At 66.5% G+C, this 24,916-nt stretch carries 25 protein-coding genes; 17 read left to right on the top strand and 8 right to left on the bottom strand.

All coding sequences use genetic code 11. From position 1 onward, the window contains the following. Positions 1 to 94 precede the first annotated feature (94 nt). The 4 genes from AB3147_RS19910 to AB3147_RS19895 all read left to right on the top strand — a co-directional run bounded on the left by AB3147_RS19910 (position 95) and on the right by AB3147_RS19895 (position 1,966). Complete coding sequence (locus AB3147_RS19910) at positions 95 to 352, top strand: DUF1488 family protein (RefSeq protein ID WP_175138669.1); 258 nt, start codon at positions 95 to 97, stop codon at positions 350 to 352. A 136-nt stretch (positions 353 to 488) separates the two neighbouring features. Further along, positions 489 to 1,052 (top strand): DUF4142 domain-containing protein, encoded by a 564-nt coding sequence (locus AB3147_RS19905; protein WP_218344432.1) that lies wholly within the window; start codon positions 489 to 491, stop codon positions 1,050 to 1,052. 154 nt (positions 1,053 to 1,206) lie between these two features. Next, the gene (locus AB3147_RS19900; protein ID WP_175138667.1) at positions 1,207 to 1,713 is read left to right on the top strand and encodes a YciE/YciF ferroxidase family protein; all 507 of its coding nucleotides are present in this window, start codon (positions 1,207 to 1,209) and stop codon (positions 1,711 to 1,713) included. Between the two features lie 106 nt (positions 1,714 to 1,819). Next, a complete protein-coding gene (locus tag AB3147_RS19895) occupies positions 1,820 to 1,966 on the top strand; it encodes a hypothetical protein (RefSeq protein WP_191579359.1) in 147 nt (48 codons plus the stop codon). A 35-nt stretch (positions 1,967 to 2,001) separates the two neighbouring features. Here AB3147_RS19895 and AB3147_RS19890 read toward each other — a convergent pair whose 3' ends face one another. Next, on the bottom strand, positions 2,002 to 2,226 hold the full coding sequence (locus AB3147_RS19890) for a hypothetical protein (protein ID WP_218344434.1): 225 nt from the start codon (positions 2,224 to 2,226) through the stop codon (positions 2,002 to 2,004). A gap of 219 nt (positions 2,227 to 2,445) precedes the next feature. Between AB3147_RS19890 and AB3147_RS19885 the strand changes: the two genes are divergently transcribed. The 12 genes from AB3147_RS19885 (at position 2,446) to AB3147_RS19830 (ending at position 15,634) form a co-directional block, all read left to right on the top strand. Continuing rightward, a complete protein-coding gene (locus AB3147_RS19885; RefSeq protein WP_367352778.1) occupies positions 2,446 to 2,925 on the top strand; it encodes a hypothetical protein in 480 nt (159 codons plus the stop codon). A 68-nt stretch (positions 2,926 to 2,993) separates the two neighbouring features. Further along, a complete protein-coding gene (locus AB3147_RS19880; RefSeq protein WP_367352777.1) occupies positions 2,994 to 5,711 on the top strand; it encodes an ATP-binding cassette domain-containing protein in 2,718 nt (905 codons plus the stop codon). A gap of 151 nt (positions 5,712 to 5,862) precedes the next feature. Next, positions 5,863 to 7,134, top strand: a complete 1,272-nt coding sequence (locus AB3147_RS19875) for a glycosyltransferase family 4 protein (RefSeq protein ID WP_367352776.1) — start codon at positions 5,863 to 5,865, stop codon at positions 7,132 to 7,134. A 12-nt stretch (positions 7,135 to 7,146) separates the two neighbouring features. Beyond that, positions 7,147 to 7,875 carry an SDR family oxidoreductase gene (locus AB3147_RS19870; protein ID WP_175138661.1) on the top strand — a complete coding sequence of 243 codons (729 nt, stop codon included), beginning with the start codon at positions 7,147 to 7,149 and terminating at the stop codon, positions 7,873 to 7,875. Further along, entirely contained in the window at positions 7,866 to 8,453 is a 588-nt protein-coding gene (locus tag AB3147_RS19865; RefSeq protein WP_367352775.1) for a D-glycero-alpha-D-manno-heptose-1,7-bisphosphate 7-phosphatase, read from the top strand. Before AB3147_RS19870 ends, AB3147_RS19865 begins: the two co-directional genes overlap by 10 nt. After that, positions 8,450 to 9,574 carry a glycosyltransferase family 9 protein gene (locus AB3147_RS19860; RefSeq protein ID WP_367352774.1) on the top strand — a complete coding sequence of 375 codons (1,125 nt, stop codon included), beginning with the start codon at positions 8,450 to 8,452 and terminating at the stop codon, positions 9,572 to 9,574. The genes AB3147_RS19865 and AB3147_RS19860 overlap by 4 nt, the downstream gene beginning before the upstream one ends. Next, complete coding sequence (locus tag AB3147_RS19855) at positions 9,562 to 11,301, top strand: carbamoyltransferase family protein (RefSeq protein WP_367352773.1); 1,740 nt, start codon at positions 9,562 to 9,564, stop codon at positions 11,299 to 11,301. Before AB3147_RS19860 ends, AB3147_RS19855 begins: the two co-directional genes overlap by 13 nt. Beyond that, entirely contained in the window at positions 11,298 to 12,284 is a 987-nt protein-coding gene (locus tag AB3147_RS19850; protein ID WP_367352772.1) for a glycosyltransferase family 2 protein, read from the top strand. The genes AB3147_RS19855 and AB3147_RS19850 overlap by 4 nt, the downstream gene beginning before the upstream one ends. Further along, the gene (locus AB3147_RS19845) at positions 12,281 to 13,345 is read left to right on the top strand and encodes a glycosyltransferase family 9 protein (RefSeq protein ID WP_367352771.1); all 1,065 of its coding nucleotides are present in this window, start codon (positions 12,281 to 12,283) and stop codon (positions 13,343 to 13,345) included. Before AB3147_RS19850 ends, AB3147_RS19845 begins: the two co-directional genes overlap by 4 nt. Then, positions 13,342 to 14,307, top strand: a complete 966-nt coding sequence (locus AB3147_RS19840) for a glycosyltransferase (RefSeq protein WP_367352770.1) — start codon at positions 13,342 to 13,344, stop codon at positions 14,305 to 14,307. The genes AB3147_RS19845 and AB3147_RS19840 overlap by 4 nt, the downstream gene beginning before the upstream one ends. Next, on the top strand, positions 14,304 to 15,326 hold the full coding sequence (locus AB3147_RS19835; protein WP_438860993.1) for an NAD-dependent epimerase/dehydratase family protein: 1,023 nt from the start codon (positions 14,304 to 14,306) through the stop codon (positions 15,324 to 15,326). The genes AB3147_RS19840 and AB3147_RS19835 overlap by 4 nt, the downstream gene beginning before the upstream one ends. A 68-nt stretch (positions 15,327 to 15,394) precedes the next feature. Further along, entirely contained in the window at positions 15,395 to 15,634 is a 240-nt protein-coding gene (locus tag AB3147_RS19830) for a hypothetical protein (RefSeq protein ID WP_367352769.1), read from the top strand. 61 nt (positions 15,635 to 15,695) lie between these two features. Here AB3147_RS19830 and AB3147_RS19825 read toward each other — a convergent pair whose 3' ends face one another. The 4 genes from AB3147_RS19825 to AB3147_RS19810 form a co-directional block, all read right to left on the bottom strand. Next, positions 15,696 to 16,589: a manganese catalase family protein gene (locus AB3147_RS19825; RefSeq protein WP_367352768.1), complete on the bottom strand. Its 894-nt coding sequence runs from the start codon at positions 16,587 to 16,589 to the stop codon at positions 15,696 to 15,698. Between the two features lie 80 nt (positions 16,590 to 16,669). Further along, positions 16,670 to 17,191 (bottom strand): ferritin-like domain-containing protein, encoded by a 522-nt coding sequence (locus tag AB3147_RS19820; RefSeq protein ID WP_218344446.1) that lies wholly within the window; start codon positions 17,189 to 17,191, stop codon positions 16,670 to 16,672. An 88-nt stretch (positions 17,192 to 17,279) separates the two neighbouring features. Further along, a complete protein-coding gene (locus AB3147_RS19815; protein WP_175138651.1) occupies positions 17,280 to 17,744 on the bottom strand; it encodes a DUF2269 family protein in 465 nt (154 codons plus the stop codon). Next, positions 17,732 to 19,129: an SDR family oxidoreductase gene (locus tag AB3147_RS19810; protein ID WP_425484351.1), complete on the bottom strand. Its 1,398-nt coding sequence runs from the start codon at positions 19,127 to 19,129 to the stop codon at positions 17,732 to 17,734. Before AB3147_RS19810 ends, AB3147_RS19815 begins: the two co-directional genes overlap by 13 nt. Positions 19,130 to 19,140: 11 nt before the next feature. On the opposite strand from AB3147_RS19810, the gene AB3147_RS19805 reads away from it, so the two are divergent. Next, positions 19,141 to 20,718, top strand: a complete 1,578-nt coding sequence (locus tag AB3147_RS19805; RefSeq protein WP_367352767.1) for an SDR family oxidoreductase — start codon at positions 19,141 to 19,143, stop codon at positions 20,716 to 20,718. A gap of 401 nt (positions 20,719 to 21,119) precedes the next feature. Here AB3147_RS19805 and AB3147_RS19800 read toward each other — a convergent pair whose 3' ends face one another. From AB3147_RS19800 to AB3147_RS19790, 3 genes are read right to left on the bottom strand one after another with little or no spacing between them, the layout of a single operon-like run. Continuing rightward, the gene (locus AB3147_RS19800; protein WP_367352766.1) at positions 21,120 to 21,932 is read right to left on the bottom strand and encodes a DUF2243 domain-containing protein; all 813 of its coding nucleotides are present in this window, start codon (positions 21,930 to 21,932) and stop codon (positions 21,120 to 21,122) included. A gap of 30 nt (positions 21,933 to 21,962) precedes the next feature. Further along, entirely contained in the window at positions 21,963 to 23,759 is a 1,797-nt protein-coding gene (locus tag AB3147_RS19795; RefSeq protein ID WP_367352765.1) for an ABC transporter ATP-binding protein, read from the bottom strand. A gap of 3 nt (positions 23,760 to 23,762) precedes the next feature. Continuing rightward, positions 23,763 to 24,908: a beta-glucosidase gene (locus AB3147_RS19790; protein WP_367352764.1), complete on the bottom strand. Its 1,146-nt coding sequence runs from the start codon at positions 24,906 to 24,908 to the stop codon at positions 23,763 to 23,765. Between the last annotated feature and the right edge of the window lie 8 nt (positions 24,909 to 24,916).

The following is a 24,916-nucleotide window of genomic DNA, read 5'->3' as shown; positions in this document are numbered from 1 at the left end:
CCAGTGGGCCAGAGCGGAACATTACTTGCTGGCCCTTCCTGCCGGCGCGTCGTTGCGCGGCGCGCCTCCATCAACCACGAGGCAGGAGGATTGAATGAAATTCACGAAAGCGACCAACGCGAAAGCGCAAGGCGATGCCATTGTGTTCGAGATGGAAACGGCCGGCGTAACACGGCAGTTCGAGATATCGGGAGACGTGCTGCGGCGGCGGTTTGGCGCCGCGGATGACACGGCGCCCGAATTGTTGCGTGCATTCGAAAGCGGGGCGGACGCGCTTCGCGAGCTTGCGCACCGCACGCAGTGGGTCCCGTCCGATGGCCCGATACAAGTGGGTGAGGGCGATTTCGGCTGAGTCGGATGCCGCCGCGTAACACTGGCCATTCGGCCGGCCGCGCGGCGTCGCCAGGCATGACGATTGCTGAGTGTTTCTTGTTCGCCGGGCGGCATCAGGCCGATAGCCGGCGACTTAATTTCTACTGGAGGTCCGAATGAAAAACCGTCTTTTGAAAGCAGGGCTTGGCGCCGCAATTGTCCTCAGCCTGAGTTCGGTTGCGCTCGCGCAGACGGCGGCGACGCCCGGCGGCCAGGTGCCCGCTGCAACAAACAAGCTGGACAGCGAAGCGCGCGGCTTTCTGACTGACGCGGCAGAGTCCGGCCATCTTGAGGTTGCAGGCAGCAAGATGGCGTTGGAAAAGTCGCAGAATGCAGAGGTCAAGCAATTTGCGCAGAAGATGATCGACGATCACACCAAGGTAGCCCAGAAGCTCGAAGCCCTGGCCAAGAGCAAGGGATTTGAGCCGCCCAAGGATCCTTCCATGATGCAGACGGCCAAGCTCAAGGCCTTGGGGCTGCGTGATGAAGGGTTCGACAAGGCGTACGCCGACGAGATCGGCGTGGACGCGCACGAGGATGCCGTCAAGCTTTTCGAGAAGGCCTCGAAGGAAGTGAAGGATCCGGAGGTCAAGCAGTTTGCGATCGAAACGCTGCCCAGCCTGCAGCAGCATCTGCAAGCGGCGAAGACCTTGCAGCAAAGCGTGTCGGCCAAGAAGTAATCGCGTCCGTTTGCGCCGGTGTCCGCATCGGCGCCCGGCTGTTCAAGCGGGCCTGCCCGTCCGCCACTGACGCAAGGTTCACCGGCATGCGCCTTGCTCTACACCGCGTGGGCAAGGCCCGCTTCCTACCCTCGATCCGCATACAGGAGTGATCATGAGCCAGAAGACTTTGAAGGAACTGTTTATTCACGAGCTGTCGGATGTCTACAGCGCCGAAAAGCAATTGACCCGCGCGCTGCCGAAGATGGCCCGCGCCGCCACTGACCCCGCCTTGGCGGAGGCCTTTACCGCGCATCTTGAAGAGACGCGCGGGCAGATCGAACGCATCGACAAGATCGTTGAAGGTGCGGACTTCCGCCTGAAGCGCATCAAATGCGCCGCCATGGAAGGTCTGGTGGAAGAAGGCAAGGACGTCATTGAAGACGTCGAAGAAGGTCCGGTGCGCGATGCTGCGCTAATCGCCGCGGCGCAGAAGGTCGAGCATTACGAGATCGCCAGCTACGGCACGCTTTGCACCTTCGCCAAGCAACTGGGCGAGACCGAGGCGCTGACGCTGCTGAAGGAAACGTTGGCCGAAGAAAAGGCCACCGACGAGAAGCTGAGCATGCTGGCGCTGCAGCAGACCAACGCGGAAGCGGCCAAGGCAGGCAAGGCAAAGTAATTGCAACCTGCATGAAGCCGGTAGCGATGCTTGTGCGGCCCTGTGTCCTTGTGGTGCAGGGCCGTCATCGCGTCACCGGTCGGGCGCGAATATTCGGGAGCGCATCATGAAACCTGTTGACGATACTTCCACCCGCGCCCGCCCGGCGCGGCGCGGCGCCAAGACTGGCCGGGGACCCTGGCTGATGCTGGCCGTCTGGATTGGCGCCGTGGCCGTGCTGTTCATCGTGGGTCTATTGATCCGCGGGATGTAGCCGCGCGTTTGCATCAGGCGCGCTTGCGCCGCACGCTATTGGCAGAGTCGCGATGCCACCATCGTGACGACCGTGCCGTCGGGCAGTTTGTAGTGTCCATCGCCCTCCCAGGTGACTAACTGGCCGTCGGGCAGGCAACAATAGAAATTGGCTTTTGCGTCGCCTTGGGGCTGCGAGCAGTATCTGTCGATTCGGTAAGTGCTGCCATCGGCGGCGGCTGCCACCACCTCCATGACTCGCTTGTATGCTGGGTTCGCCATGTGAGCCTCCTATTCACCGTTCGGGGTATTGGTGCATGCGGGCTGGGCGTGGTCAATACGCATCGCAGCATCCGCCGTTGACGTGCGCGATGCAGCAAGCGGCGTTCCGAAGTGCCGCCCGGTCTCGCGGAGCCTGGAGCGGCGATTTGTGCAGGTATGCAGTTTGCTGCGTGCGCCCCGCTCGAGTCCATTAGCGGCATCAACCAGGAGGAAGTCCCAATGCCAGCTACCCCTTTGCCCGCCTATTGGGAGCGCGATGCCGCGCAAGAGGCCGTGCAGCTCGCGCGGCCGATGCTGGATGCTGCACTGTCCAACAGCAGCGTCGGTGAAAGCGGCTTTCTGCATGTGGTGGTCATGAATCCGCTTGCGCAGCCGGGCAGTAGCGAATTCGCGGACGCGATCCTGTACGAAGAAAGCATCGGCGATCCCGCGGGCTGGGATGCGGACTATGGCGCCTATGCGCGCGGCAAGGCGCGCGTGAGCTGGCGCACTGGACTGGCCACGCACGAAGTCATGGCGCTTAAACCCCATCTGCTGCAGGCGAAGGACAGCCAGGTCTGGGGAAGCGTGTGCCTGGACGGAATCGTCGTTGCGGTCAGCGGCGCCAACCCCTGGTTCGATGAAGCATTTGCCGCCGCCGTGGCATCGCTGTTCAAGGCGGTGGTGCAGGGGCGCCGCGACCGGTTGCGCGCGCGCTGACGTCGGCATGGCCGGCTGCCCGGTACGCCAATTGCTGGCCCGCCGGGCTTCGCAGGAGGGCGTGCACCATGAGCGAGCCGGACACCAGCACCAGTGATTTTTCCCGCAAGGAGGTCAATCGGACCATACTGCGGGCACTATGGAAATACCGCGGCCGCACTGCGGCCGCCATTGCGCTACTGGTTGCGGCCAAGCTGTTGATGGTGGCGGTGCCGGCGGTCCTGAAGGCCATCGTCGACCTGTTCAGCGCGCCGGGCCCGCTGGTGCTGCCGGTGTTCCTGCTGCTGGGTTACGCGCTCATGCGGTTTGGCGGCGGGGTGTTCACTGAACTGCGCGACGTGGTGTTTGCGCGCGTGGCCCTGCGCACCGTCGCCGACTTCACCGTCAGCGTGTTCTCGCGGCTGCAGCAGCTGGGCGCCCGGTTCCACGGCGGCCGGCCCACCGGCGCGCTGGCGCGCGACGTGGAGCGTGGCACGGCCGGCGTGGGATTCTTGATGGGCACCGCGCTCTTCACCTTGCTGCCCACGCTGGTGGAAATCGTATCGGTGGTGCTGATACTGGTGATGGGCTACAGCGTCTGGTTCGCGCTGATCGTGATCGTCACCTTTATTGCCTACTTTTCCTACACGACGGTCCTCGTGCGCAAACGTGTCGCGTATCAGCGGCGGCTAAACGAACTGGATTCGCGCGCCAGCGGGCAGATGGTCGACAGTCTGCTCAATTACGAAGCCGTCAAGCTCAACGCCAACGAAGGGTTGGAGGCAGACCGGCTGTCACGCGTGCTGAACGAATGGACACGTGTCGGCGAACGCAACCAGCGCTCGCTGTCGCGCCTGCATGTGGGGCAGAGCGGCATCATCGCGTGCGGCGTGGCGTCTGTGATGCTGCTGGCCGGGCAACAGGTCGTGGGGCGCGAGATGACCGTGGGTGACCTGGTGCTGGTCAACGCGTACATCATCCAGATCTGTCTGCCCCTGAATACGCTGGGTCTCATCTTCCGGCAGGCCAAGGAAGCGTTCGTCAACGCCGAGCGCGTCTGCGACCTGTTGCGCTATCCGGCCGAAACAGGGGACGACGAAAATCTGCCTTCGCTGCAAGCCGGTCCGGGAGAGGTACGCTTTGAAGGCGTGGATTTCGGCTATGAACCGGGACGGCAGATTCTGTGGGGGGTCGATCTGACGGTGCCGGCCGGCACGACGCTGGCCGTGGTGGGCGGCAGCGGCTCGGGTAAGTCGACGCTGGGCCGGCTGCTATTGCGCTTCTATGACCCCGACGCGGGGCGGGTGCTGATCAATGGTCAGGACCTGCGTGCGGTCAACGTGCGCAGCGTGCGGCGGTCGGTGGGCATCGTGCCGCAGGACACGATGTTGTTCAACGAGACCATCGCCTACAACATCGCCTACAGCCGCCCCGAGGCCACGCGCGATCAGATCGTCCAGGCGGCGCGGGGCGCGCGCATCCACGAGTTCATCGAGAGCCTGCCCGGCGGCTATGACACGCCGGTGGGCGAACGCGGCGTGAAGCTCTCGGGGGGCGAGCGCCAACGCGTGGGCATCGCGCGCGCGATCCTGAAGGATCCGACGATCATGGTGTTCGACGAGGCGACCTCGGCGCTGGATACGCGCACCGAGCGCGCGATCCAGGCGGAACTGGAGCGGCTGTCGCGGGGCCGCACGACACTGATCATTGCGCACCGGTTATCCACCATCGTGCATGCGGACAACATCATCGTGCTTGACCGCGGCAGGGTGGTCGAGCAGGGCCGCCACGAAGACCTGCTCAAGTTGCAGGGCATCTACGCGCAGATGTGGACGTTGCAGCGCCAGCAATCGGCTCTGGAAGAAGCGATGGGCCGAGACACGCGGCAGCCGGTCAACCTGGTGGCGGTAGTGGCGGGCGTGCTGGACGGATCGCGCGAACTGGCGCAGGAGAAGGGTGTGAACGTGTACACGCTGATCGGCAACGAGGCCGCGCGCATCACGGGCGATCCCAGCGCGTTGCAGCAGTTGGTGTGGGACTTGTGCCTGCATGCGATTGCCGTCACGCCGCCGGGCGGGCGCATCGAGATCAGCCTGCGGCGCGAGGGGCCGTTGGCACGCCTTGCCGTTACCGACGGCCGCACGGAACACGAGGCCGATCCCGCGATTGCAGATGATGCCCCCCTGGTGAATCCGACCGACGGGCTGCGCGTGGCGGCCGCGCTGGATCCTGCAGAACTTGCCGTGCGCGCGCAGCGGCAGGGGGGCGCGTTTCACAGCCTGGCCGCGCCTTCGGGCGGCCTTTGTTATTGCGTCGACTTCCCGGTTCGCGCCGTCGAGCCCACGCCGCTGCGGGTGGATGTGGACTTGCCGAACCTGACGGGCGCGCACGTCATGCTGGTGGACGACCAGGCCGAGGCGCGCGAAATGGTCGCCGAAATCCTGAAGGAAAACGGCGCGCAGGTGACCGAGTATGGGGACGGGGGCAAGGCGATCGCCGCGTTCGCGTCCGCGCCGGCGGCGCAATGGCCGCAGGTGCTGATCTGCGATCTGTCGCTGGGGGACGTGGACGGCTACGAAGTCGTGGCGCGTGTGCGTGCCATGGAAGCGGAGCGTGGTGCGGCGCTGTCGCATCGATTGCCCGCCATTGCACTGTCGGGCCATGTCAGCCAGGAGTACCGCCTGCGCACGCTGCTGGCCGGCTTTCAGGTGCACTTGTCCAAGCCTGTCGATCCGAACGAACTGCTGGCAACAGTCGGTGCGTTGTTGCCCGCCACGCGTGTGCAAACCCGGCGCGAGACCAGTTGACAGCGCGTCCTCGGCAGTTCTTACGCGTGCTTGTAAGAAGTGCCGGATAGAACCGCTGTTCCGCATGCGTTCTGGTAGCAGCGTCTCGGCACACCACTTGCTCTCGACGAAGTGTATGCCGGGCACCCGCTCGACGAACGGAGTTGCCCTCATGAAGAAGATTGCCATCATCAGCGAACACGCCTCGCCACTGGCGCTGGCGGGCAGCGTGGATAGCGGCGGACAGAACGTGTATGTCGCGCATGTGGCGCGCGAGCTTGCCCGCGCCGGCATGGAGGTCGATGTCTTTACGCGCAGGGACAACGCGGCGCTGGAAGCCGAGTTTCGGTGGATGCGCGGCGTCAAGGTAATCCACGTTCCTGCGGGACCCGCGAGCTTTCTTCCAAAGGAACAGATGCTTCCGTACATGGATGAATTCTCTGCCTACCTGATGCGTCACTTCAGCCGGCAGCGGACGGGCTATGACGTCATTCACGCGAATTTCTTCATGTCGGCCATGGCGGCATTGCCGGTCTCGCAACACCATGGCGTGCCGCTTGCCGTGACGTTCCACGCGCTGGGCAAGGTGCGCAGGCAGTATCAGCAGGACGCAGACCTGTTCCCGGATTCACGTTTTGAGATCGAAGACGACATCGCGCGGCGCGCGGATCGCCTGATCGCGGAATGCCCGCAGGATCGGCGCGACCTCATCGAACTGTATGGCGCGGATCCGCGCCGTATCGACATCGTGCCTTGTGGCTATGACGCCGCCGAAATGACGCCGCAGCCAATGGCGGCGGCGCGGCGGGCGCTGGGGTGGAACGACGACGTGTTCACCGTGCTGCAGCTTGGTCGCATGGTGCCGCGCAAAGGCGTCGACAACGTCATCCGGGCGCTGGCGCGCTTGCGCCAGCGGCATGGCGTCGAAGCACGGTTGTGCGTGGTGGGCGGCAATACCGAGGACGCGAACGTGCAGGCCACGCCGGAGATCGGCCGCCTGCGGGCCGTTGCCGAGCAGGAGGGCGTAGCCGAGTGGGTCGAATTCGCGGGGCGGCGTGGACGTGAGGCGTTGGGCGCCTACTACTGCGCCAGCGACGTGTTCGTGACGACACCCTGGTATGAGCCGTTCGGCATCACACCGGTCGAGGCCATGGCCTGCGGCAGACCCGTCATCGGCGCGGACACCGGCGGAATCCGCAGCACCGTCGTGCATGGAAAAACAGGGTTTCTCGTGCCCCCCAAGGATCCCGACAGCCTGGCGGACAGACTCGCCGAACTGGCGGCGGATCGGACGTTGTGCGAACGGATGGGTGAGGCGGGGCGCATGCGCGCGCGTCGCCTCTATACGTGGAAGCGCGTGGGTCAGGACCTGCTGTCCGTCTATGGACGCATGGTGGCCGATGCGCCTCGGGAAGATCGGATCGCCGCGCGCATCGCGGCTTAAAGGAGCGGAACCATGCACGAATTCGAGAGCCTGGACGGGCGGGTAATCCTTGTGACCGGCGGCGGCAGCGGGCTGGGTGCGGCGCTTTGCGAGCAGCTTGCAGCGGAAGGCGCGCGCGTCGCGGTCAGTGATATCGACGAGCAGCGCGCGCACTCGGTCGCAAGCAAGCTCAAGGACGGCGGCGCCGACGTCATGGCCTGCGTCATGGACGTCGGCGTGGCGGCTGACGTGTCCGAATGCATGGACGCCGTCGTGCGGCAATTCGGCAAGCTGGACGCCATCGTGAATAGCGCGGGCGTCGATGTGACGGCGCCCATCGATCAGCTCGACGCGGATGTCTGGGAGCGCGTGCTGCGCACCAATCTCACGGGGCCATTTCTGATGGCGAAGCTGGGCAAGAACCGGCTAAGCCCCGGCGGTCATATCGTCAACGTGGCGTCCACCGCGGCGCGGCGCGCCTGGCCCAATGCCAGTGCCTACCATGCCAGCAAGTGGGGGCTGATGGGCTTGTCGCATGCGTTGCACGCCGAACTGCGCGGCATGGGCATCAAGGTCAGCGCGGTCATCGCGGGCGGCATGCGCACGCCGTTCCTGCTGGATCGGTTTCCGGATATCGACACGGGCACGCTGCAGGACCCGGCCAACGTCGCGCGCGCGGTGCGCTTTGTGCTGACCCAACCGCCGGAAACCGTGGTGCCGGAAGTCATGGTGCTGCCGATGAAGGAAACGTCATGGCCTTGAGGCCGGCCGTGTTCCTCGACAAAGACGGGACCGTCCTGGCGGACGTGCCCTATAACGTCGAGCCCGAGCGCATGGCTTACGCGCCGATGGCGCTGGCCGGGCTGTCGCGGCTGGCGCAGACGGACCTGAGTCTGGTCGTGATCAGCAACCAGCCGGGCGTCGCGCGCGGGCTGTTCGCCGCCGACGCGCTCAACGCCGTCAGCGTCAAGCTTGCCGCCATGTTTCATGCAGCTGGCGCGCATCTGGACGGCTTTTACTGGTGTCCTCACCATCCCGAGGGCGTGGTCGAGGCCTATGCGATCGCGTGCGACTGCCGCAAGCCTCAGCCCGGGCTGCTGCTGCGGGCTGCAAAGGAACTGGAACTGGATCTGCCCGCGTCCTGGTTCATCGGCGACATCCTGGACGATGTGGAGGCCGGCAATCGAGCCGGCTGCCGCACCATCCTGCTGGACGTAGGCAATGAAACCGAATGGCGCACCGGCCCGCACCGCGAGCCGACCTGCCGCGCCCCGGACCTCGACGCAGCGGCGCAGATCATCACGGCCGGCGCGACGCTGAGGCCGGGAGCGCAATCATGAATACCGATCCGGCGTGGCCGCGTGACGCGCACGTGCTCTGCATCCGGCTGGACAACATGGGCGACGTGCTGATGTGCACGCCGGCGATGCGCGCGCTGCGGCAGGCGGGCGCGCACCGGATCACGCTGCTGACGTCGCCGTCGGGCGCGCGCCTGGCGCCCTTCATGCCGGAGGTGGACACCGTCATGGCGTACGACGCCGCGTGGGTGAAGAACGGATCGCAGGGGTGGGATCAAGACGTCGACGCCATCGGCCGGTTGCGCGCGCTGCGGCCGGACGCGGCCGTGATCTTCACGACCTTCAGCCAAAGTCCGTTGCCGGCGGCGCTGCTGTGCCATCTGGCGGGCGTGCCGCGCGTGCTGGCGCATTGCCGCGAAAACCCATACCGGCTCATCACCGACTGGGTGCGCGAGGTCGAGCCGCAGGACGGCATCCGCCACGAGGTGCAGCGCCAGCTTGAACTGGTGGCCACCGTGGGCGCGCGCACTGACCATGACGGGCTGTCGTTCCGGGTGCGCGACGCCGACCGCGCGTCGCTGCGTGAAAAGCTGCACCACGCGGGTGTGACCGAAACCGATGGCTGGATCTGCGTCCACGCGGGCGCCACCGCATCGTCGCGCCGCTATCCGCCCGAACTGATGGTCCAGGCGCTGATCGACCTGCGCGGCGATGGCCGCCGCATTCTGCTGCTGGGCGGACACGAGGACCCGGCGCTGTCTGCGGCGGTGGCCAACGGGCGGCGTCTGTTGCCCGGACTGATCGACCTGTCCGACGGCCTGACCCTCGGCGAATTGGGCGCGGCGCTTGAGGGCGCGGCCGTGGTCATCTGCAACAACAGCGGCCCGGCGCATATCGCCGCGGCAGTGGGCGCACCGATCGTAGACCTGTACGCCTTGACCAATCCGCAGCATACGCCCTGGCGCACCGACGCTCGGGTGCTCAACAACGATGTGCCGTGCAAATACTGCTACCGCAGCGTTTGTCCGGAGGGACACCAAGCGTGCCTGTCCGGCGTCAGCCCCGAGCGTGTCGCGTTTGCGGCCCGGGAATTGCTGGGGCGAAGCCGCAGGTTTCGGACGGGCCCGCGCGCCGTCAAGGAGAAGATCTCATGTTCACGCTAGGCATCAATGCGGCTTATCACGACTGCTCCGCCACGCTGGTTCGCGACGGCGTGGTGGTGGCGGCGGCCGAGGAAGAGCGCTTCACCCGCGTCAAGCACGGCAAGCGGCCGGTCCCGTTCACGACGTGGCAACTGCCGTACTACGCGATTGACTACTGCCTGTCCGAAGCGGGCATCCGGCTGCGCGACGTGGATCACATCGTGTACTCGTATGACCCGTCGCTGCTGGCAAACGGCGCGGCGCTGCCGCAGGAGATCGTGCTGCCGCTGGAGCCCTCGCGCGCCGGCGCCGGCGCAGAAGGCACGTCGCCGTGGGATCCCCTGTTTCTGTCGTACCTGGTGAACGCGCCGCGCCAGTTGCTTGACGGGGCCCCGCTGCACCTGAAGTTGCCGCGCTTTGACGATCTGACGCTGCAGCACATCATGGACCGCTGGATCTACCTGGACCATCACCTGTCGCACGAAAGCAGCGCCTTTCTGGCGGCGCCGTGCGCGGAGTGCGCGGTGCTGACCATGGATGGCCGCGGCGAGCGCACGACGACCAGCTACGGCCACTTCTCGGGCGGCGAGTATGCGCGGCTCAAGCAGATCGACTTGCCGCATTCGCTGGGCCTGCTGTACGAAGAGGTCACGACCTGGCTGGGCTTTCTGCATTCGTCGGACGAGTACAAGGTGATGGCGCTGGCTTCGTTCGGCAAGCCCGAGTACCGCAAGGAATTCCGAGAAATCCTTCGCCTGGAGGAAGAGGGCGGGTACTCGTTGCAGCCGGCCCGCCTGACCGAGCGATTCGGCCCGCCAAGGCGGCGCGGCGCGCCGTTCGAGGACCGCCACAAGAACGTGGCCAGCTCCCTGCAATACGTGCTGGAAGAAACTGCGCTGCACATGGCGCAGTGGCTGTACGAGACGACCGGCGCCAAGAGCCTGTGCATGGCGGGCGGCGTGGCGCTCAATTGCGTAATGAATGCGCGCATAGCGCGGGATGGCCCCTTTGACGAGGTGTGGGTGCAGCCGGCCGCGGGCGACGCGGGCACGTCGCTGGGCGCGGCGCTGTACGTGGACTACCACCGGCGCGGCGGCAAGCGCGCGTGGACGATGGAGCATGCGTATCTGGGGCCGTCGTACTCGGATGACGAGATCGAACGCTTCCTGGATAAATCGCATCTGACTTATCGCCGGCTGGACGACGTGGCCGGCGAGGCTGCGGCGCTGCTCGCCGATGAGAAAGTGCTGGGCTGGTTCCAGGGGCGCATGGAGTTCGGCCCGCGCGCGCTGGGCGCCCGTTCGATCCTGGCGTCGCCGCGCGACAGCGCGATGCAGGCCCGCCTGAACGGCCTGAAGGACCGCGAAGACTTCCGCCCGGTGGCGCCCGTGGTGATGGAAGAGCGCGCGGCCCAGTGGTTTGACGGCCGCGGTGCGGCGTCGATCTGCGCGCCGTTCATGCTGTTCGTCTATGACGTGCTGCCGCACCGTGCCAGGCAGATCCCGGCTGTGCGGCACATTGACGGGACGGCGCGCGTGCAGACCGTGCGTCGCGACCAGAACGAACGCTACTACGACCTGCTGGCCGCCTTCGAGAAGCTGACCGGGGTGCCGGTGCTGGTCAACACCTCGTTCAACACGCGGGGCGAACCGGTGGTGTGCACGCCGCGCGATGCGATCGAGTGCTTCTGGACGTCGCCCCTGGATGCGCTGGTGATTGGCTCCTACCTCGTCGAGAAGCCGCGATGACGGCCCCGGGAGAAACGATCGCCGTGTCGGTGGTGGTGCCGACGTACAAGCGGCCCGACCTGCTGGCGCGGTGCCTGGACGCGTTGGTTCGGCAGCAGTTTCGCGCGCGTTACGAGATCCTGGTGTGTGACGATGCGGCCAGCGAGGCCACGCGCCGTCAGGTCGAGGAGTTTCCGCGTGGTCGCGTGGGTGCGCCCGCGCTGCGCTATCTGGCCGTAACCGACACCCGCGGCCCCTCCGGCGCGCGCAACCTTGGCTGGCGCAGCGCCAAGGCCGAGATCATCGCCTTTACGGACGACGACACCATTCCCCGTCCGGACTGGCTGGCGCAGGGATTGCGCGGGTTCGCGCCGGATGTGGCCGCGGTGACCGGGGTCACGGAAATGCCCATCCCCGACCCGCCCAGCGACTACGAGCGCGACGCGTCGGGGCTGACGCGCGCCGAGTTCATTACCGCGAACTGCTTCGTGCGGCGCTCGGCGTTGCTGGCGGTCGGCGGATTCGACACGCGCTACACGATGGCGTGGCGCGAGGATTCCGACTTGCAGTTTGCGTTGCTGGACTCGGGGTTTCGTATTGCGCGGTGCGAGCGCGCGCGGGTGGTGCACCCGGTGCGGCCCGTGCGCTTCGCGGCGGGGCTGGGCATGCAGAAGAAGGTCATGTTCGACATGCTGCTGCGGCGCAAGTATCCCGCGCTGTATCACGAGCGCATCCGCCGCCACGGCCCGCGCTTCTACCTGAGCGTGACCGGCGCGTTCGTGCTGGCTGTGGGCCTCTTCGCCACGGGTCATTCGACGGCAGCGATACTGGCTGCGGGCGTCTGGGCTGCGTTGACGGCGCACTTTTTCATGCGGCGGCTGCGCGGAACCAGCCGGACGGTGCGCAATGTGATCGATCTGGCGATCACGTCGGTGGGCATCCCGCTCTTGTCCATCTTCTGGCGCACGGTGGGTCTGCTGCGCTTTGGCAGGAGCGCCGCATGAACGCCCCGCTGCTTGCATCGTCGCCCGCACCCGCGAGCATCGCGGTCTTCCGGGCGTTGCAACTGGGTGACATGCTCTGCGCAGTGCCCGCGCTGCGTGCGCTGCGCCACGCGTTTCCGGATGCGCACATTGCGCTGATCGGCCTGCCGAACGCACGGGAGTTCGTCAGCCGCTTTCGCGCCTACGTGGACGAGCTGATCGAGTTTCCGGGCGTGGAAGCGTTTCCCGAGCAGGCTGCCCGCGAAGACGAACTGCCTGGGTTTTACACCCGCGTGCGCGGCGCGCAGTTTGATGTGGCGCTGCAGATGCACGGCAGCGGCGGGCAGAGCAATCCCATCGTGGGACAACTGGGCGCCAACCGGTCCGGCGGCTTCGTCGCGCAGGCCGATCAGGGCGTTCCCGGACAGTGGCTGCCCTGGCCGGACGAGCTTCCTGAGCCGCATCGCTACCTGGCGTTGCTGCGGCATCTGGGGCTGCCTGCGGAGGACGACGCGCTGGAGTTCCCGTGTTCGGAAGACGACCAGCAAGCCGCCGCCGACCTGCTGCGCGAGCACTCGCTTGATCCAACGCGCCTGGTGCTGATGCATGTCGGGGCGCGCCTGCCGTCGCGGCGATGGCCACTGGAGCGCTATGCGCGGATGGCCACCGCGCTCTTGCTGCAGGGCTGGCAGGTGGCGCTGACCGGCACCGCCGCGGAACGGCCGCTTACGGCCGACGTGCGGCGCCTGTCGGGGCGCAACCTGCCCGACCTGTGCGGCAAGACCACGCTGGGCAGCCTGGCCTCGCTGGTGCAGGCGAGCCGGCTGCTACTCTGCAACGACACCGGCATCTCGCACATTGCGGCGGCCGTACGCGCGCCCAGCGTCGTCATCGCCAGCGGCAGCGACGCGCGGCGCTGGGCGCCGACCAACCGCGATCTGCATGTCGTGCTTGCCGGCGATGCGCCGTGCCGGCCCTGCGCGCATGAGCACTGTCCCATTGGCCACCCGTGCGCGCTGGCCGTGACGGTGCCCCAGGTGCTCCGCGAAGTGAACCGCCAGCTAGCAAGGGGAAGACAATGACGCCCGCCGCCCGCCCGCAGCGCCGCCTGCGCATCCTGACGTGGCACGTCCATGGCAATTATCTGTATGCGCTGAGCCAGGCGCCGCATGATTTCATCGTGCCCGGATTGCCGGGCCGCGTGCCGCATTACGGGGCGCTGGGCAGCCGCATCCCCTGGGGACCGGGTCTGACGCAGGTGTCCGCCTATGCGCTGCGTGACATGCAGTTCGATTGCGTGCTGTACCAGTCCCGCCAGAATCTGGAGGACGCGCGGCTGCTGCTCAGCGACGCGCAGCGCGCCTTGCCGTCCGCGTACCTGGAGCACGATCCCCCCATGCCGCATCCCACGGAAACACGCCATGTGTTCCGCCACGACAAGGGCATGATCGTGCACGTCACGCCGTACAACGCCGTGATGTGGGATTGCGGGGACATGCCCAGCCGCGTGGTGGAGCATGGCGTGCCCGTGCCATCGGTGTCCTATGACGGCAGCTTCGAGAAGGGCATTGCCGTGGTGAACCATCTGGGCCGCCGCGGTCGCCGCATCGGGGTCGACGTGTTCGAGCATGTGCGCACGCGCACACCGCTGGATCTGATCGGCATGGAGTCCGAGAAGCTGGGCGGGCTGGGCGAGGTGCCCAACATGGAGGTGGCGGCGTTCATAGCGCGCTACCGATACTTTTTCAGCCCCATCCGCTACGCGAGCCTGGGTTTGTCGCTGATCGAGGCCATGCTCTGCGGCGTTCCCGTCGTGGGGTTTGGCGGCACGGAGCTGCCTGTGCTGATCCGCAACGGCGAGAACGGCTACGTCGACAACCGGCTGGACCGGCTGGTGGAGGTGGGCCGCCAACTGCTGGCCGAGCCGGAGCTTGCCCGCGCGTGGGGCGCGGCCGGACGTGAAATGGCGCTGCAGCGATTCGGCATGGATCGGTTCGTGTCGGATTGGGTGGACGTATTCGAGACGTTGATGGAGACGGCATGATGGATGCAATTCCCCGTACTGGCCGCGCGCTGGTGGCCGGCGGCGCCGGCTTCCTGGGATCGAATCTCTGCGCGCGGCTGCTGAACGACGGTTGGCAGGTGGTCTGCGTGGACAACTTCCAGACCGGCAGGGCCTGCAACGTTGCGGCGCTTGCGTCGCATCCGCGCTTCACGGTCATCCGGCATGACGTGGTGGACCCGCTGGGCGACATGGTGGTGGACCGGATCTACAACCTGGCGTGCCCCGCGTCGCCCGTGCATTACCAGGCCGATCCGCTGAAGACGCTGCGCACCTGCGTCCTGGGCGCGATGCAGCTGCTGGAATTGGCGCGGCGCACCGGTGCGCGCGTGTTGCAGGCATCCACCAGCGAGGTCTACGGCGATCCGCTCGAGCATCCGCAGTGCGAGGGATACTGGGGTCACGTCAATCCCGTCGGCCCGCGCTCCTGTTATGACGAAGGCAAGCGCTGCGCCGAGACGATATTCATGGAATACGCCCATCACGAAGGCGTGGTCGTCAAGATCGCGCGCATCTTCAACACCTATGGTCCGCATATGTCGCCGGACGACGGCCGGGTCGTGTCCAACTTCATCGTGCAGGCGCTGGCCGGACAGCCGCTCACCGTGTACGGGGACGGGACGCAGACGCGCTCGTTCTGTTACGTGGACGACCTGATCGATGGGCTGGTGCGCCTGATGGAAAGCGCCGACAACGTCGCCACACCCGTGAATCTGGGTAACCCGGTGGAACTGACGATGCTGGAAATGGCCGACATGGTGCGAGAGCTGACCGGATCGCGCGTGCCTGTCGTGCATCGCGCGTTGCCGGTGGATGATCCGACCCACCGCTGCCCGGACATCTCGCTGGCGCAGCGCAGCCTGGGATGGTCGCCCCGCGTGCATCCGGTCGATGGCATCGCGCGCACGGTGGCGTACTTCTGCGCTGACCGGGACCGGGCGCGGCGAGAGGGGCGGATGCCCGCCTTGCAAGCCCAAGCGGTGGCGCAGCAGCTTCCCTGAAGCCTGGCCGCCAGGGCCGCGGCACAAGGCTTGCTGGCCCGGACATTTCCACATCAAGGAGATGCGCCATGAGCACCAAGCCCCATTCCCCCCAGGACGACCCCGCCGACGCGGACCGCAAGCCGGTGCCGCCCGGCGAGCGCACGCTGTCGGACCGCCCGGCCGATCCGAACCGCACTGGCGCGGGGCGCCAGTTTCCGCCGGGAATGGACCCCGCGGATGTATGGGACCCGGGCCGCGCCACGCCGGATGCGCCGCCCGTGGACAACCGGTCCGGAGAAGGTCAGCCGCCCGACCGCAAGAAATGAAAACCCGCCCGGCCGAAAGGGCGGGGCGGGCAAGGGATGCGCCGGGCTGCGGCGCGTCGCGTCACGGCTGCTTTAGTTCGTCGGCCGCATTCACCTGACCGAGCTCCGTACCCGTCACCGGGTCGCTGCTCGGGTCGGACGCCGTGCGGGCCGCCATGGCCTGCAGCGCCAGCACTTCGTCTTGGGTCAGGTTCACATTGGGCATGCCGTCGCCGTCGATGGCGCCCTGTTCTTCGCGGTCCGAGATGTACTCGAAGTTGGCGTCGCTGTTCCACGGGCCGCGCGTGTCGCCTTCGCCCTGCGACATGTTGAAGTACACCGAGGCAAAGCGCGGGTCGCCGGGCAGCTTTCCGGGCGGGAAATTCGGCTCCATCGAATACAACGCCTTTTCGAAGGAGCGCTGGTGCGACACTTCGCGGGTCATCAGGAAGCCCAGGGCATCCTTGACGCCGGGATCATCGGTGGCATTGATGAGGCGCTCGTAGATGATCTTGGCGCGCGCCTCCGCGGCGATGTTCGACCGCAGGTCGGCGGACGGATCGCCGATGGTGTCGATGTAGCCGGCCGTCCAGAGCTGGCCGCCGGAATTGACCAGGGCGGGACCGCCGCCATACAGCACCTGCGTGACGTGCGAGTCATTGCCGGGGCCGTTCAGACGCCGGTAGATCTCGGCTTCGGATTCCGTGGCTTCGGCCAGCACGCCCTTGGCGCCCTTGTTCAGCATGGCGACGAGCGTGCCGATGACTTCCAGATGGCTCAGTTCTTCCGTGGCGATGTCGAGCAGCATGTCCTTGCGGCCCGGGTCGTCTTCGGCCAGCGCCTGCGTGAAATAGCGACAGGCCGCGGCCAGTTCGCCCTGCGGGCCGCCAAACTGTTCCAGCAGCAGGTTGGCAAGACCAGGGTTGGTCTCGCTGACACGTACCGTGTATTGCAGTCGCTTGTTGTGTGCAAACATAACGTTCTCCTGATACCCGGCACTCCACCGGGATGCGTGTTGCGCGGCAGCCGTGAAAGCATTGCGCGCGGGTTGTAGATTCAGCGCTTCGCCTGGCTGTCCGGGTCATCTGCCCGCATGAGGAACTGGCGCATGAGGCCCGGTGTGTTGTGTTCGATCCACTGCGCCATGGCGCGCTCTTCCTGCAGGATGCGTTCGCAGACCGCGGCCGTTTCCGCATCGCCGACGAACTTGGCGGCTTCGACCAACTGGCTGTACGCGGCGATCTCAAGATTCTCGAAGGCGTAGCTGAACATCGCGCCCTTCATGATCTCGTCGCTGGCAAAGACGCCGGAAAATCCCTGGAACGTCGCCATCATCTTGCCGGTCAGGTCCTTGAACATCGACGTGTCCCCGCCCAGCCGCTCGATGCAGCCGCGCACCAGGCGCTGCTGTTCGCGCGTTTCGACAATGTGACGCTCGATCCGCTGCTTGACCTCGGGATAGGTCTCGATGCGGCCTGCCAGGCTCGTCAGCATGGTTTCGGCTTGCTCTTCCATGGCGTGGGCGTCACGCAGCCAATCCAACAGATGCTCGGCCGCTTTACTGGTATCACTTTCCATAGCGTTCTCCTGAATGTGTCGCCCCGTGTGCGGCGGACAGCGAACCGATGCCGCAACAAATGTTCCTGACGGCCTGGTTCTTTCACGATCACGCTTGCTTGAAGACCATCAGATAAAAGATCGCCAGGAATGCCACGAAGGCGATTGCGCCCAGCGCGACCCACCAGCCAAACCAGCGCCAGAACGCTGCGGGCAACGGAGTTCCTGCATGGTCCGCCGCCGCCGCGGCATCACGCATCAGCATCTGCAAACGCACCACGGGCAACCAGCACGCGATGGCGACGGCATACAGCCCCAGCGACCACGCGATCCACGGCGTGGATAGCGGCATCTGCATGAGGTGAACCAGATACAGGCCGGTGAGCGGCTGCAGCACGGCGGTTGTCGCGGTGAAGAGCCAGTCGGCCACGACCACCAGGCGTCCTACGACGGCGATTACGTGGACGTCCCTGCGCAGCACGACGCACAGCAGGTAGAACGCGGAGCCTATGCCGGTGCCGAAAAGCAGCGTCGACGAGAGCACGTGGATCAGCTTGAAGATCAGGTATTCCATTCGCGTTTCCTGGGCGTGACGGGTTCATGCAAATACAGGAGCCCCAACGCTGCCAGCATCGGTAAATTTTTCGACAACGGTCCGAATGGGTGCATCCAGAACTCGGGCAGGCGAACGGTGATGATCGCGGTGTAGCCCGCGATAAGCACGGCCTGTGCAACCCACAACCATTGCCGGGCGCGGCCGCGTAATAGCAGGGTCAATACGCCGAAGCTCAGGTCGAGCGTTGCCGCGCCGTAAAGCGCCACGGGCGCAAGGACTGCGGGCACGCCGGTTCGATGCAGCAGGTCGAGACTGGCGGCGACCGGATACAGACCGAAGGAGACGGCGGCGGTCCACAGCCACACCAGTGCGATGCTGAACCGCAAGAGCGGCAGCGTGATGTCCAGTAGCGCGCTTGCGCGCAGGCCGTCGCGGGTGGGCGGCGCGATGAAGCGGCCGGGCGCGCGCGGGGGACGGTTGAGCAACGCGGAAAAAGGGGCGGGGTCGGCGGTGTTGCCGCGTTCGAGCATCGACAAGGCCGTGGGGTCGATCAGGCTGCCGGGCAGCATCGCCGCGCCGGTGGCGAGGCCCGTGGCCAGGCGCGAGGGGATGGCGATGACGCGTTGACGCGAGTCAACGCCCAATGCGCGGCGCAGCGCGGCAAGGTAATCGCGCACGGTGATGGGCGCAGGCCCGCAGAACGCAATGGTGACGGGCGCTTGTGGCGGCGAGCGCAACAGAGCGAGCACGCCGTCGATGACGTCGTCCAGATGCACGGGTTGCACGGCCTGCCGCCCGCCGCCGGGCAGCGGCACCGCAGGCAGTACGGCAAGCCGGTTAAAGAGCGAGGCGCTGGCGCCGCCGGGTCCGTAAACCAGGGACGGCTGGATGATCGCTGCCGGCAGGTTGGTCAGGCGCAGGGCGTCGTCGGCTGCTCGCTTGCTGAGGTGAAAGTCACTGGCGGCGTTGTCATCGGAACCCAGCGCCGAGAACTGGATCACGCATCGGACGTTCTGCCGCTGGGCGGCGCGGAACAGGGCCTGTGGCGCGCGCACATGCACGGCGGCAAAGTCCCCGGCCTGTCGCTCGCGAAAGATGCCGACGGTGTTGATGACGGCGTCGATATTTTCAAGCAGCGGCATCCAGTCGTCCTCGGACTGGGCATTGCCGAACTCCATGGGTACGAAAGTTGCGTCGGGCATGGCGTTGCCGGTTGGCATGCGGCGCACGGGGCACACAAGGGTGTGTCCGTCGGCCAGCAAGGCGCGCGCAAGACTGCCGCCGATAAAACCGCTTGCCCCCGTCAACAAGATTCTCAAGCCGATTCTCCCTGGCGGTTGCGGGAATGCCGCGCCGCCGTTGCGATGTCGGGCGCCGCAAGCTCCGTGCCCGTCGACTTTCACAAGGAATGCTCATGAAGCCATGGCTCACGGCGTTGCGCGAGGGCGCAATCAGTGGATCCGCCGCCAGTGTGCTGTCGACGCTGGTGTTGGCGGTTGCGGGCCGCAAGGAGGCCGACAGTTGGACGGCGCCCACCAATTCGACCAGCCACTGGATATGGGGACGACCGGCGTTGCACGCCGATGCGCCGACGTGGCGGCATACGGCAACCGGCTATGCGATTCACCATTCGGCGGCGGTGTTCTGGGGGGTGCTGCATGCGCGGGGCACGCAGGGGATGCCGGCGACTTATCGTACGGGGCCGGCAGTGGCGGCGGGGCTGACGGCGGCGGCGATCGCGTGCCTGGTTGACTATCGCGCGACGCCGCAGCGCCTGACCCCGGGGTTCGAGCATCGGCTGAGCACGTTGGCGCTGGTGTTGGTGTACGGGGCGTTCGGACTTGGGATGGCGTTGGGATCGCTGGCGTGGCGGGCGCGGGAGCGGCGTGGCGCGGAGGGAGCGGACGCGGACGGGGTGGCGTTTGGGGCACGCTTCAGGAATGGGGATTGCTGGCCCGATCCGCAGCGCGGTTTTCGCGTTGGCAACCGGGAGCACTCAATGAAATTGAAACTGAAACCGCTACGTGAGCAGGTGATGGTGATTACGGGCGCGAGCAGCGGCATCGGCGCGGCGACAGCGAAGATGGCGGCTGAACGCGGGGCGAAGGTGGTGTTGGTGGGACGCCAGGAAAACGGGCTGAACAGCGTGCTGAACGATATCGTGCGGGGCGGCGGATCGGCGATCAGCGTGGTTGCGGATGTGGGTGTGCAGGACGATCACGATCGTATTCTGGAACGCGCGATTGATAGTTATGGGCGGGTTGATACGTGGGTGAACAACGCGGGCGTTTCGATCTTTGGAACGCTGGAGTCGGTGCCGGTTGAGGACCAGCGCAAGCTGTTCGATACGGATTACTGGGGCGTGGTGTACGGGTCTATGGTGGCGGTGCGGCACATGAAGGCAAGTGGCGGTGCGTTGATCAATGTGGGCAGCGAGGTGTCGGATCGGGCTGTGCCGCTGCAGGGGGCGTATTCGGCGGCTAAGCATGCGGTGAAGGGGTTTACGGATGCGTTGCGGATGGAGCTTCGTGAAGAAGGGGCGCCGGTGTCGGTGACGTTGATCAAGCCGGCTTCGATTGCTACAGGGTTTACTTCGCACGCGCGCAACTATATGGACGTTCAGCCTAGTCTCCCAGCGCCGGTTTACGCGCCGGAGGCGGTGGCTGATGCGATTCTGCACGCGGCGGAGCATCCGACGCGGGATTTGTACGTGGGGAGCGCGTCGCGGGCTATTTCTACGCTGGGTCAGAATATGCCGGGGCTGGCGGACCGTATGGCTGGATGGCTGTTTCGGCAGCAGCGCGGTGGCGCGGTGGCTGACGGGGGATCTGATTCGCTGTATGAAGGTGGCGGGTCGCATTCCGCCGAGCAGCAGGTTGGTCGTCGGAGCATGTATACCAAGATGGCGGTTAATCAGCCTAGTACTTCGCTCGTTGCCGCTGCCGTCGTGATTGGTGGGGCGGCTTGCTGGTTGCTGCGGTCGCGGCGGTGAGGTGGTTGGCTGGTTGGGTTTGGTGGCGGGCAGGGTTCTTTTGACGCCCGGCGCGTCGTCGGCCTGGGGCGCGCGGGGCTACGATTGCGGTCCGGAGCCTTCGCTCCGGACTGCCCCTTCGTCATCGTCGTTGTCGCCTGCGGCGACTGCCTTCCGATTCCCTCGGGCGCATCTACACGCCCCGCGCGCCCCAGGCCGACGCCACGCCGGGCTCGAGTGGCTTGAGCTTGCCGGGCGCTGGGGCGGGTGGAGTTCTTGAGGTTCTTGCTGGCGATTTCTGGGTGTGGAGCATCTTGCGGGGCCCGTCCCACGACGGCCGCGCGGGCGGCCTGGAGGGACTTACGCGGTGTCTTGCGTCTGACGATGACGCTTCGCGCTTGCGGATGAAAATCGGTTGTCAGCTACGTGGTGCCTGCCTTCAGCCACGCCGAACAACCGGCCGGTGCCACCGAGCCGCTGACGTACATTGCGCCGGCCGCAAATAACCGCAGCTTCTCTCCCATCGGGATCGCCGTCATCACCCACACTGATCCCTGCGAATCTGACCACACGACTCGCGCGTCGGTATCCGCCAACGCCTGAAACATCGCCCCGGGCGATGCGCCTGGCCGCAGCGCGATGACAGTTGTGTCTGCATCCGCGCGCAACGGAAAGAGATTCACCAGCCCACCTGCAAGCACGGCTGCCACCAACAAGCTGGCAAACGTCTTGCCAGTACGCGCGTTGGGCGGTGGACGGCGATGGTTGCGTGTGCGCCAGCCGTACAGCAGCGGCAACACGCCGAATACGACGAACCAGGCCAAGTCCCACACCAGCGGGTTTTCTGCGTCCATCTTGATGCGATGGATGCCGGTGATCCAGTGCGAGAGCAGCGCGTCGATGATGTGCCAGGCGCCGAAGCCGATCCAGAAGTGGCCCCATCGCGGACGGAGCGCGGGGCCGGTCGTGGCGGCGGAGCGGGCGCGGTATAGCTCGATCAAGCCCGCGGCTGCGATGACGTACATGATGGCGTGGAAGATGCCGTCGGCGGCGACCTGGGCGGTCAGGCTGCCCAGGGGGCCGACCTGTATGTTGGAGAGCAGGTGATGCCATTGCAGGATCTGGTGCAGCAGGATGCCGTCGAAGAAACCGCCCATGGCGAAGCCCAGCAGGAAGCTGGCGCGGCGCAGGCGGCGGGGGACGGTCGGATCATCGGTAGGGCGGACGAGTTCCATCAGGGCTCCTGGAATAGTCGGTAAAGGCGGTCAGGCGGTGGCGGGAATCGGGTGGATGCCGTCCTGGCTGCTGCGGCGGTCGTGACCGGCCTGCATGTCCCACATCGCACGGAGTGGCCCCCGCGCGGCCAGCAGTTCGTCGAGCGAGCCGTCTTCCACGATGCGGCCGGCGTCGATGACGACGATGCGGTCGTAACGCGTGAGGGATGACAGCCGGTGCGCGACGGCGACGACGGTGCGGCTGCGCATGAGTTCGGCCAGGGCGTCCTTGATGAGCTGTTCGGAGTAGCTGTCCAGCGCGGAGGTGGCTTCGTCGAGCAGCAGGATGGGTGCGTCTTTGAGGAAGGCGCGGGCGATGCCGATGCGTTGCCGTTCTCCGCCCGACAGCAGGGCGCCGCGTTCGCCGACGATGGTGGCGTAGCCGTCGGGCAGGCGCTGGATGAAGGTGTCGCAATGTGCCTGGCGTGCGGCGGTGATGACGTCTTCTTCGGTGGCGTCGGGCCGGCCGTAGCGGATGTTTTCCATGATGGTCCGGCGAAACAGGCTGACGTCTTGCGGCACGACGGAGATGGCGTCTTTCAGGCTTGCTAGCGTGACCTTGCGGATGTCCTGGCCGCCGATCAGGATGCGGCCCTGTTGTGGTTCGTCGGCGCGCTGCAATAGCGAGAGCAGGGTCGACTTGCCGGCGCCGGAGGCGCCGACCAGGCCTACTTTCATGCCGGGGCGGATGGATAGGGTGATGCCGCGCAGCGCATGGCAGCCGTCGGGGTAGGTGTATTGGACGCCTTCGAAGGCGATGGCGCCGGCGGGATCGCGCAGCGGTTGGGCGTGGGGTACGTCGGGCACGGAGTGTGGCCGTCCGACCAGGCGCAGCATCTCGGCAATGACGCCGAACTGCTGCGCGGTGCCGACGAGCGCGAGCGCGAGGTCGCGCGAGCCATGCAGGATGCGGAAGGTGAGCGCGCTGACGACGACGACGTCGCCGGGGCTGGCTTGGCCCTGTTCCCAGGCGCGCAGCACCCAGAGCAGCATGCCGCCGGCCACGAGCCACAGGCAGGCGTCATGGATGACGCGTGCCTTTTCGACGTACATCCAGCTTCGGCGCTGGGCGCGGGCTTCTTCGCCGAGCGCCTTTTCAAGGCGTGCACGCTCGCGCGCCTGGGCGGAGAAGGCCTGGACGGCCCAGATGTTGGAGATGGCGTCGACGATTTCGCCGCCGACGTGGGCGGCCTGCTCGCCGTACTGCTGGTGCAGGCTGCGCCCGCGCGCGCCGAAGGAGATGATGATGGCGGCCAGCACGAGGACGAAGCCGAGCAGGGCGGCGGCCATGCGCCAGTCGACGGTGCTGAGAACGACCACGGCGCCCAGGAAGTCGACGCAGGGCGGCACGATGCTCCAGACCATGGCGCCGTAGATGGCGCCGGCGGCGCTTGCGGTGGACGAGATGCGGTTGGCGAGGGCGCCGGAGTGGTGCTGGCGGAAGTAGCGGGTGGAATGGTGGCTCAGGTGCTCGAAGACTTCGACACGCAGCGCGGCGCAGGCGGCCACGATGTTGCGGCAACCCAGCCATCCGCCGCAGCGCCACAGTGCCGCTTCGATGGCGATGACGGCGAGGAAAAGGCCGAGCGCCCACCACACCTGCACGGATGCGTCCGCGCCCAGCGCCATGGCGTCGACGATGAGCTTCATGGCGTACTGAACCGTCACGGAGCACACGCCGGCCAGGACGACGATCAACCCCAGCAGGCCGAACGCCCAGGGCCGCTGGCGGACGTATCGCCAGAGAAAGGCCGTGGGTTGGGTGGGGAGGGCGGGCAGGTCGGGCATGACTCAATCTCCGTCGGCGCTGCATGTGGGCGCGGGGAGCAGGCCGGCGGGACCGCGGCCCGCGCGTACCGCCTGCGCGCGCAGTTCGATTTCGAGCGGGGCGTACACGCTGCGCCGGCCGTCGGACGCGGGCGCGCTCAGGAGGCCGGTCGGGCAGTGGCGGTCGTCTTCCCAGCCGGGGTAGTCCGTCACCGGATACAGGCAGATGCCCGCGACGTCGACGCCGCGCGCCTGCGCCAGCGCGACCTGGTCGGCGACGTAGCGCATCCAGCGGGGGCGGGCGAGACCTTCGGCCCCGGTTTCCGCAATGAACAGGGGTTTGCCGTAGCGGTGCGCGCAACCTTGCAGAAGGTGGGCCAGGGGCGTGTAGCGCGCGTCGTCCCACGGCAGGGGCGCGCCGCGGTGGAGCCATTGGTTGTGGGGGTAGTAGTTCAACCCGATGACGTCGACGTAGCGCTCGTCGCCACCCAGGTCCGCGTGCCCGCGTCCGCACAGCATGTCGAGTGCTTCGAACTGGGCCTCGCTGGCCGCCGCGGCTTCCAGGGCGTCGCCGGGTTGCGCGGGCTGAATGGCAATCAGCGGCTCGGCGCAGACCAGACGCGCGTCCGGGTCGGCTTCCTGGATCGCGTCGCTGGCCTGGATCGCGGCGCGCGCGAGTTGCCGTTTCAATTCCAGGCCGCGGCCGAGCGTGCATGGTCCGAAGTGCGCCATGTCGCCGCCCGCCCAGCTCCAGTACGAGATTTCGTTCATCGGGCAATACCAGGTTGGCATATCGGTTTCTCCGGCAATCAGGCGCGCCGTTGCGGCGGCATATCGGGCGAACGCCTCGGGAAAGGCGGGAGACCAGATGTCCAGCCACGCCGGCCAGCCGTAGTGGCACAGGTCCCAGATCACTTCGACGTTGCTGTCGCGGGCGGCACGTAGCACCGGCAGCAGCGAAGACCAGTCGTATAGGTTGGCGGCGGGGCAGACGAGGTGCCAGCGCACCCCGTCTCTTGCCGTCCGCATTCCCAGCGTGGCGATGGCGGCGTAGTCCTGGGCCGCCCACTTCGCATGGCCCGTGGACTCGATCAGGTCAAGCTGCCGGCCATCGGGGAAGCGGTGACAGGAGCATTCGAACCCCGCCTGCAGGAAGCTCTGAAACGCCATGCCCCTAT

Source organism: Achromobacter animicus (assembly GCF_040775605.1).
In the GTDB taxonomy this organism is placed as follows: domain Bacteria; phylum Pseudomonadota; class Gammaproteobacteria; order Burkholderiales; family Burkholderiaceae_B; genus Achromobacter; species Achromobacter animicus.
This window is presented reverse-complemented; position numbering and strand designations above follow the sequence as displayed.

Excerpts from the sequence above, each read along its gene's own strand:
- AB3147_RS19910 (WP_175138669.1), top strand. The coding sequence starts at position 95 with ATGAAATTCACGAAAGCGACCAACGCGAAAGCGCAAGGCGATGCCATT.
- AB3147_RS19905 (WP_218344432.1), top strand. The coding sequence starts at position 489 with ATGAAAAACCGTCTTTTGAAAGCAGGGCTTGGCGCCGCAATTGTCCTC.
- AB3147_RS19900 (WP_175138667.1), top strand. The coding sequence starts at position 1,207 with ATGAGCCAGAAGACTTTGAAGGAACTGTTTATTCACGAGCTGTCGGAT.
- AB3147_RS19895 (WP_191579359.1), top strand. The coding sequence starts at position 1,820 with ATGAAACCTGTTGACGATACTTCCACCCGCGCCCGCCCGGCGCGGCGC.
- AB3147_RS19890 (WP_218344434.1), bottom strand. The coding sequence starts at position 2,226 with ATGGCGAACCCAGCATACAAGCGAGTCATGGAGGTGGTGGCAGCCGCC.
- AB3147_RS19885 (WP_367352778.1), top strand. The coding sequence starts at position 2,446 with ATGCCAGCTACCCCTTTGCCCGCCTATTGGGAGCGCGATGCCGCGCAA.
- AB3147_RS19880 (WP_367352777.1), top strand. The coding sequence starts at position 2,994 with ATGAGCGAGCCGGACACCAGCACCAGTGATTTTTCCCGCAAGGAGGTC.
- AB3147_RS19875 (WP_367352776.1), top strand. The coding sequence starts at position 5,863 with ATGAAGAAGATTGCCATCATCAGCGAACACGCCTCGCCACTGGCGCTG.
- AB3147_RS19870 (WP_175138661.1), top strand. The coding sequence starts at position 7,147 with ATGCACGAATTCGAGAGCCTGGACGGGCGGGTAATCCTTGTGACCGGC.
- AB3147_RS19865 (WP_367352775.1), top strand. The coding sequence starts at position 7,866 with ATGGCCTTGAGGCCGGCCGTGTTCCTCGACAAAGACGGGACCGTCCTG.
- AB3147_RS19860 (WP_367352774.1), top strand. The coding sequence starts at position 8,450 with ATGAATACCGATCCGGCGTGGCCGCGTGACGCGCACGTGCTCTGCATC.
- AB3147_RS19855 (WP_367352773.1), top strand. The coding sequence starts at position 9,562 with ATGTTCACGCTAGGCATCAATGCGGCTTATCACGACTGCTCCGCCACG.
- AB3147_RS19850 (WP_367352772.1), top strand. The coding sequence starts at position 11,298 with ATGACGGCCCCGGGAGAAACGATCGCCGTGTCGGTGGTGGTGCCGACG.
- AB3147_RS19845 (WP_367352771.1), top strand. The coding sequence starts at position 12,281 with ATGAACGCCCCGCTGCTTGCATCGTCGCCCGCACCCGCGAGCATCGCG.
- AB3147_RS19840 (WP_367352770.1), top strand. The coding sequence starts at position 13,342 with ATGACGCCCGCCGCCCGCCCGCAGCGCCGCCTGCGCATCCTGACGTGG.
- AB3147_RS19835 (WP_438860993.1), top strand. The coding sequence starts at position 14,304 with ATGATGGATGCAATTCCCCGTACTGGCCGCGCGCTGGTGGCCGGCGGC.
- AB3147_RS19830 (WP_367352769.1), top strand. The coding sequence starts at position 15,395 with ATGAGCACCAAGCCCCATTCCCCCCAGGACGACCCCGCCGACGCGGAC.
- AB3147_RS19825 (WP_367352768.1), bottom strand. The coding sequence starts at position 16,589 with ATGTTTGCACACAACAAGCGACTGCAATACACGGTACGTGTCAGCGAG.
- AB3147_RS19820 (WP_218344446.1), bottom strand. The coding sequence starts at position 17,191 with ATGGAAAGTGATACCAGTAAAGCGGCCGAGCATCTGTTGGATTGGCTG.
- AB3147_RS19815 (WP_175138651.1), bottom strand. The coding sequence starts at position 17,744 with ATGGAATACCTGATCTTCAAGCTGATCCACGTGCTCTCGTCGACGCTG.
- AB3147_RS19805 (WP_367352767.1), top strand. The coding sequence starts at position 19,141 with ATGAAGCCATGGCTCACGGCGTTGCGCGAGGGCGCAATCAGTGGATCC.
- AB3147_RS19800 (WP_367352766.1), bottom strand. The coding sequence starts at position 21,932 with ATGGAACTCGTCCGCCCTACCGATGATCCGACCGTCCCCCGCCGCCTG.
- AB3147_RS19795 (WP_367352765.1), bottom strand. The coding sequence starts at position 23,759 with ATGCCCGACCTGCCCGCCCTCCCCACCCAACCCACGGCCTTTCTCTGG.
- AB3147_RS19790 (WP_367352764.1), bottom strand. The coding sequence starts at position 24,908 with ATGGCGTTTCAGAGCTTCCTGCAGGCGGGGTTCGAATGCTCCTGTCAC.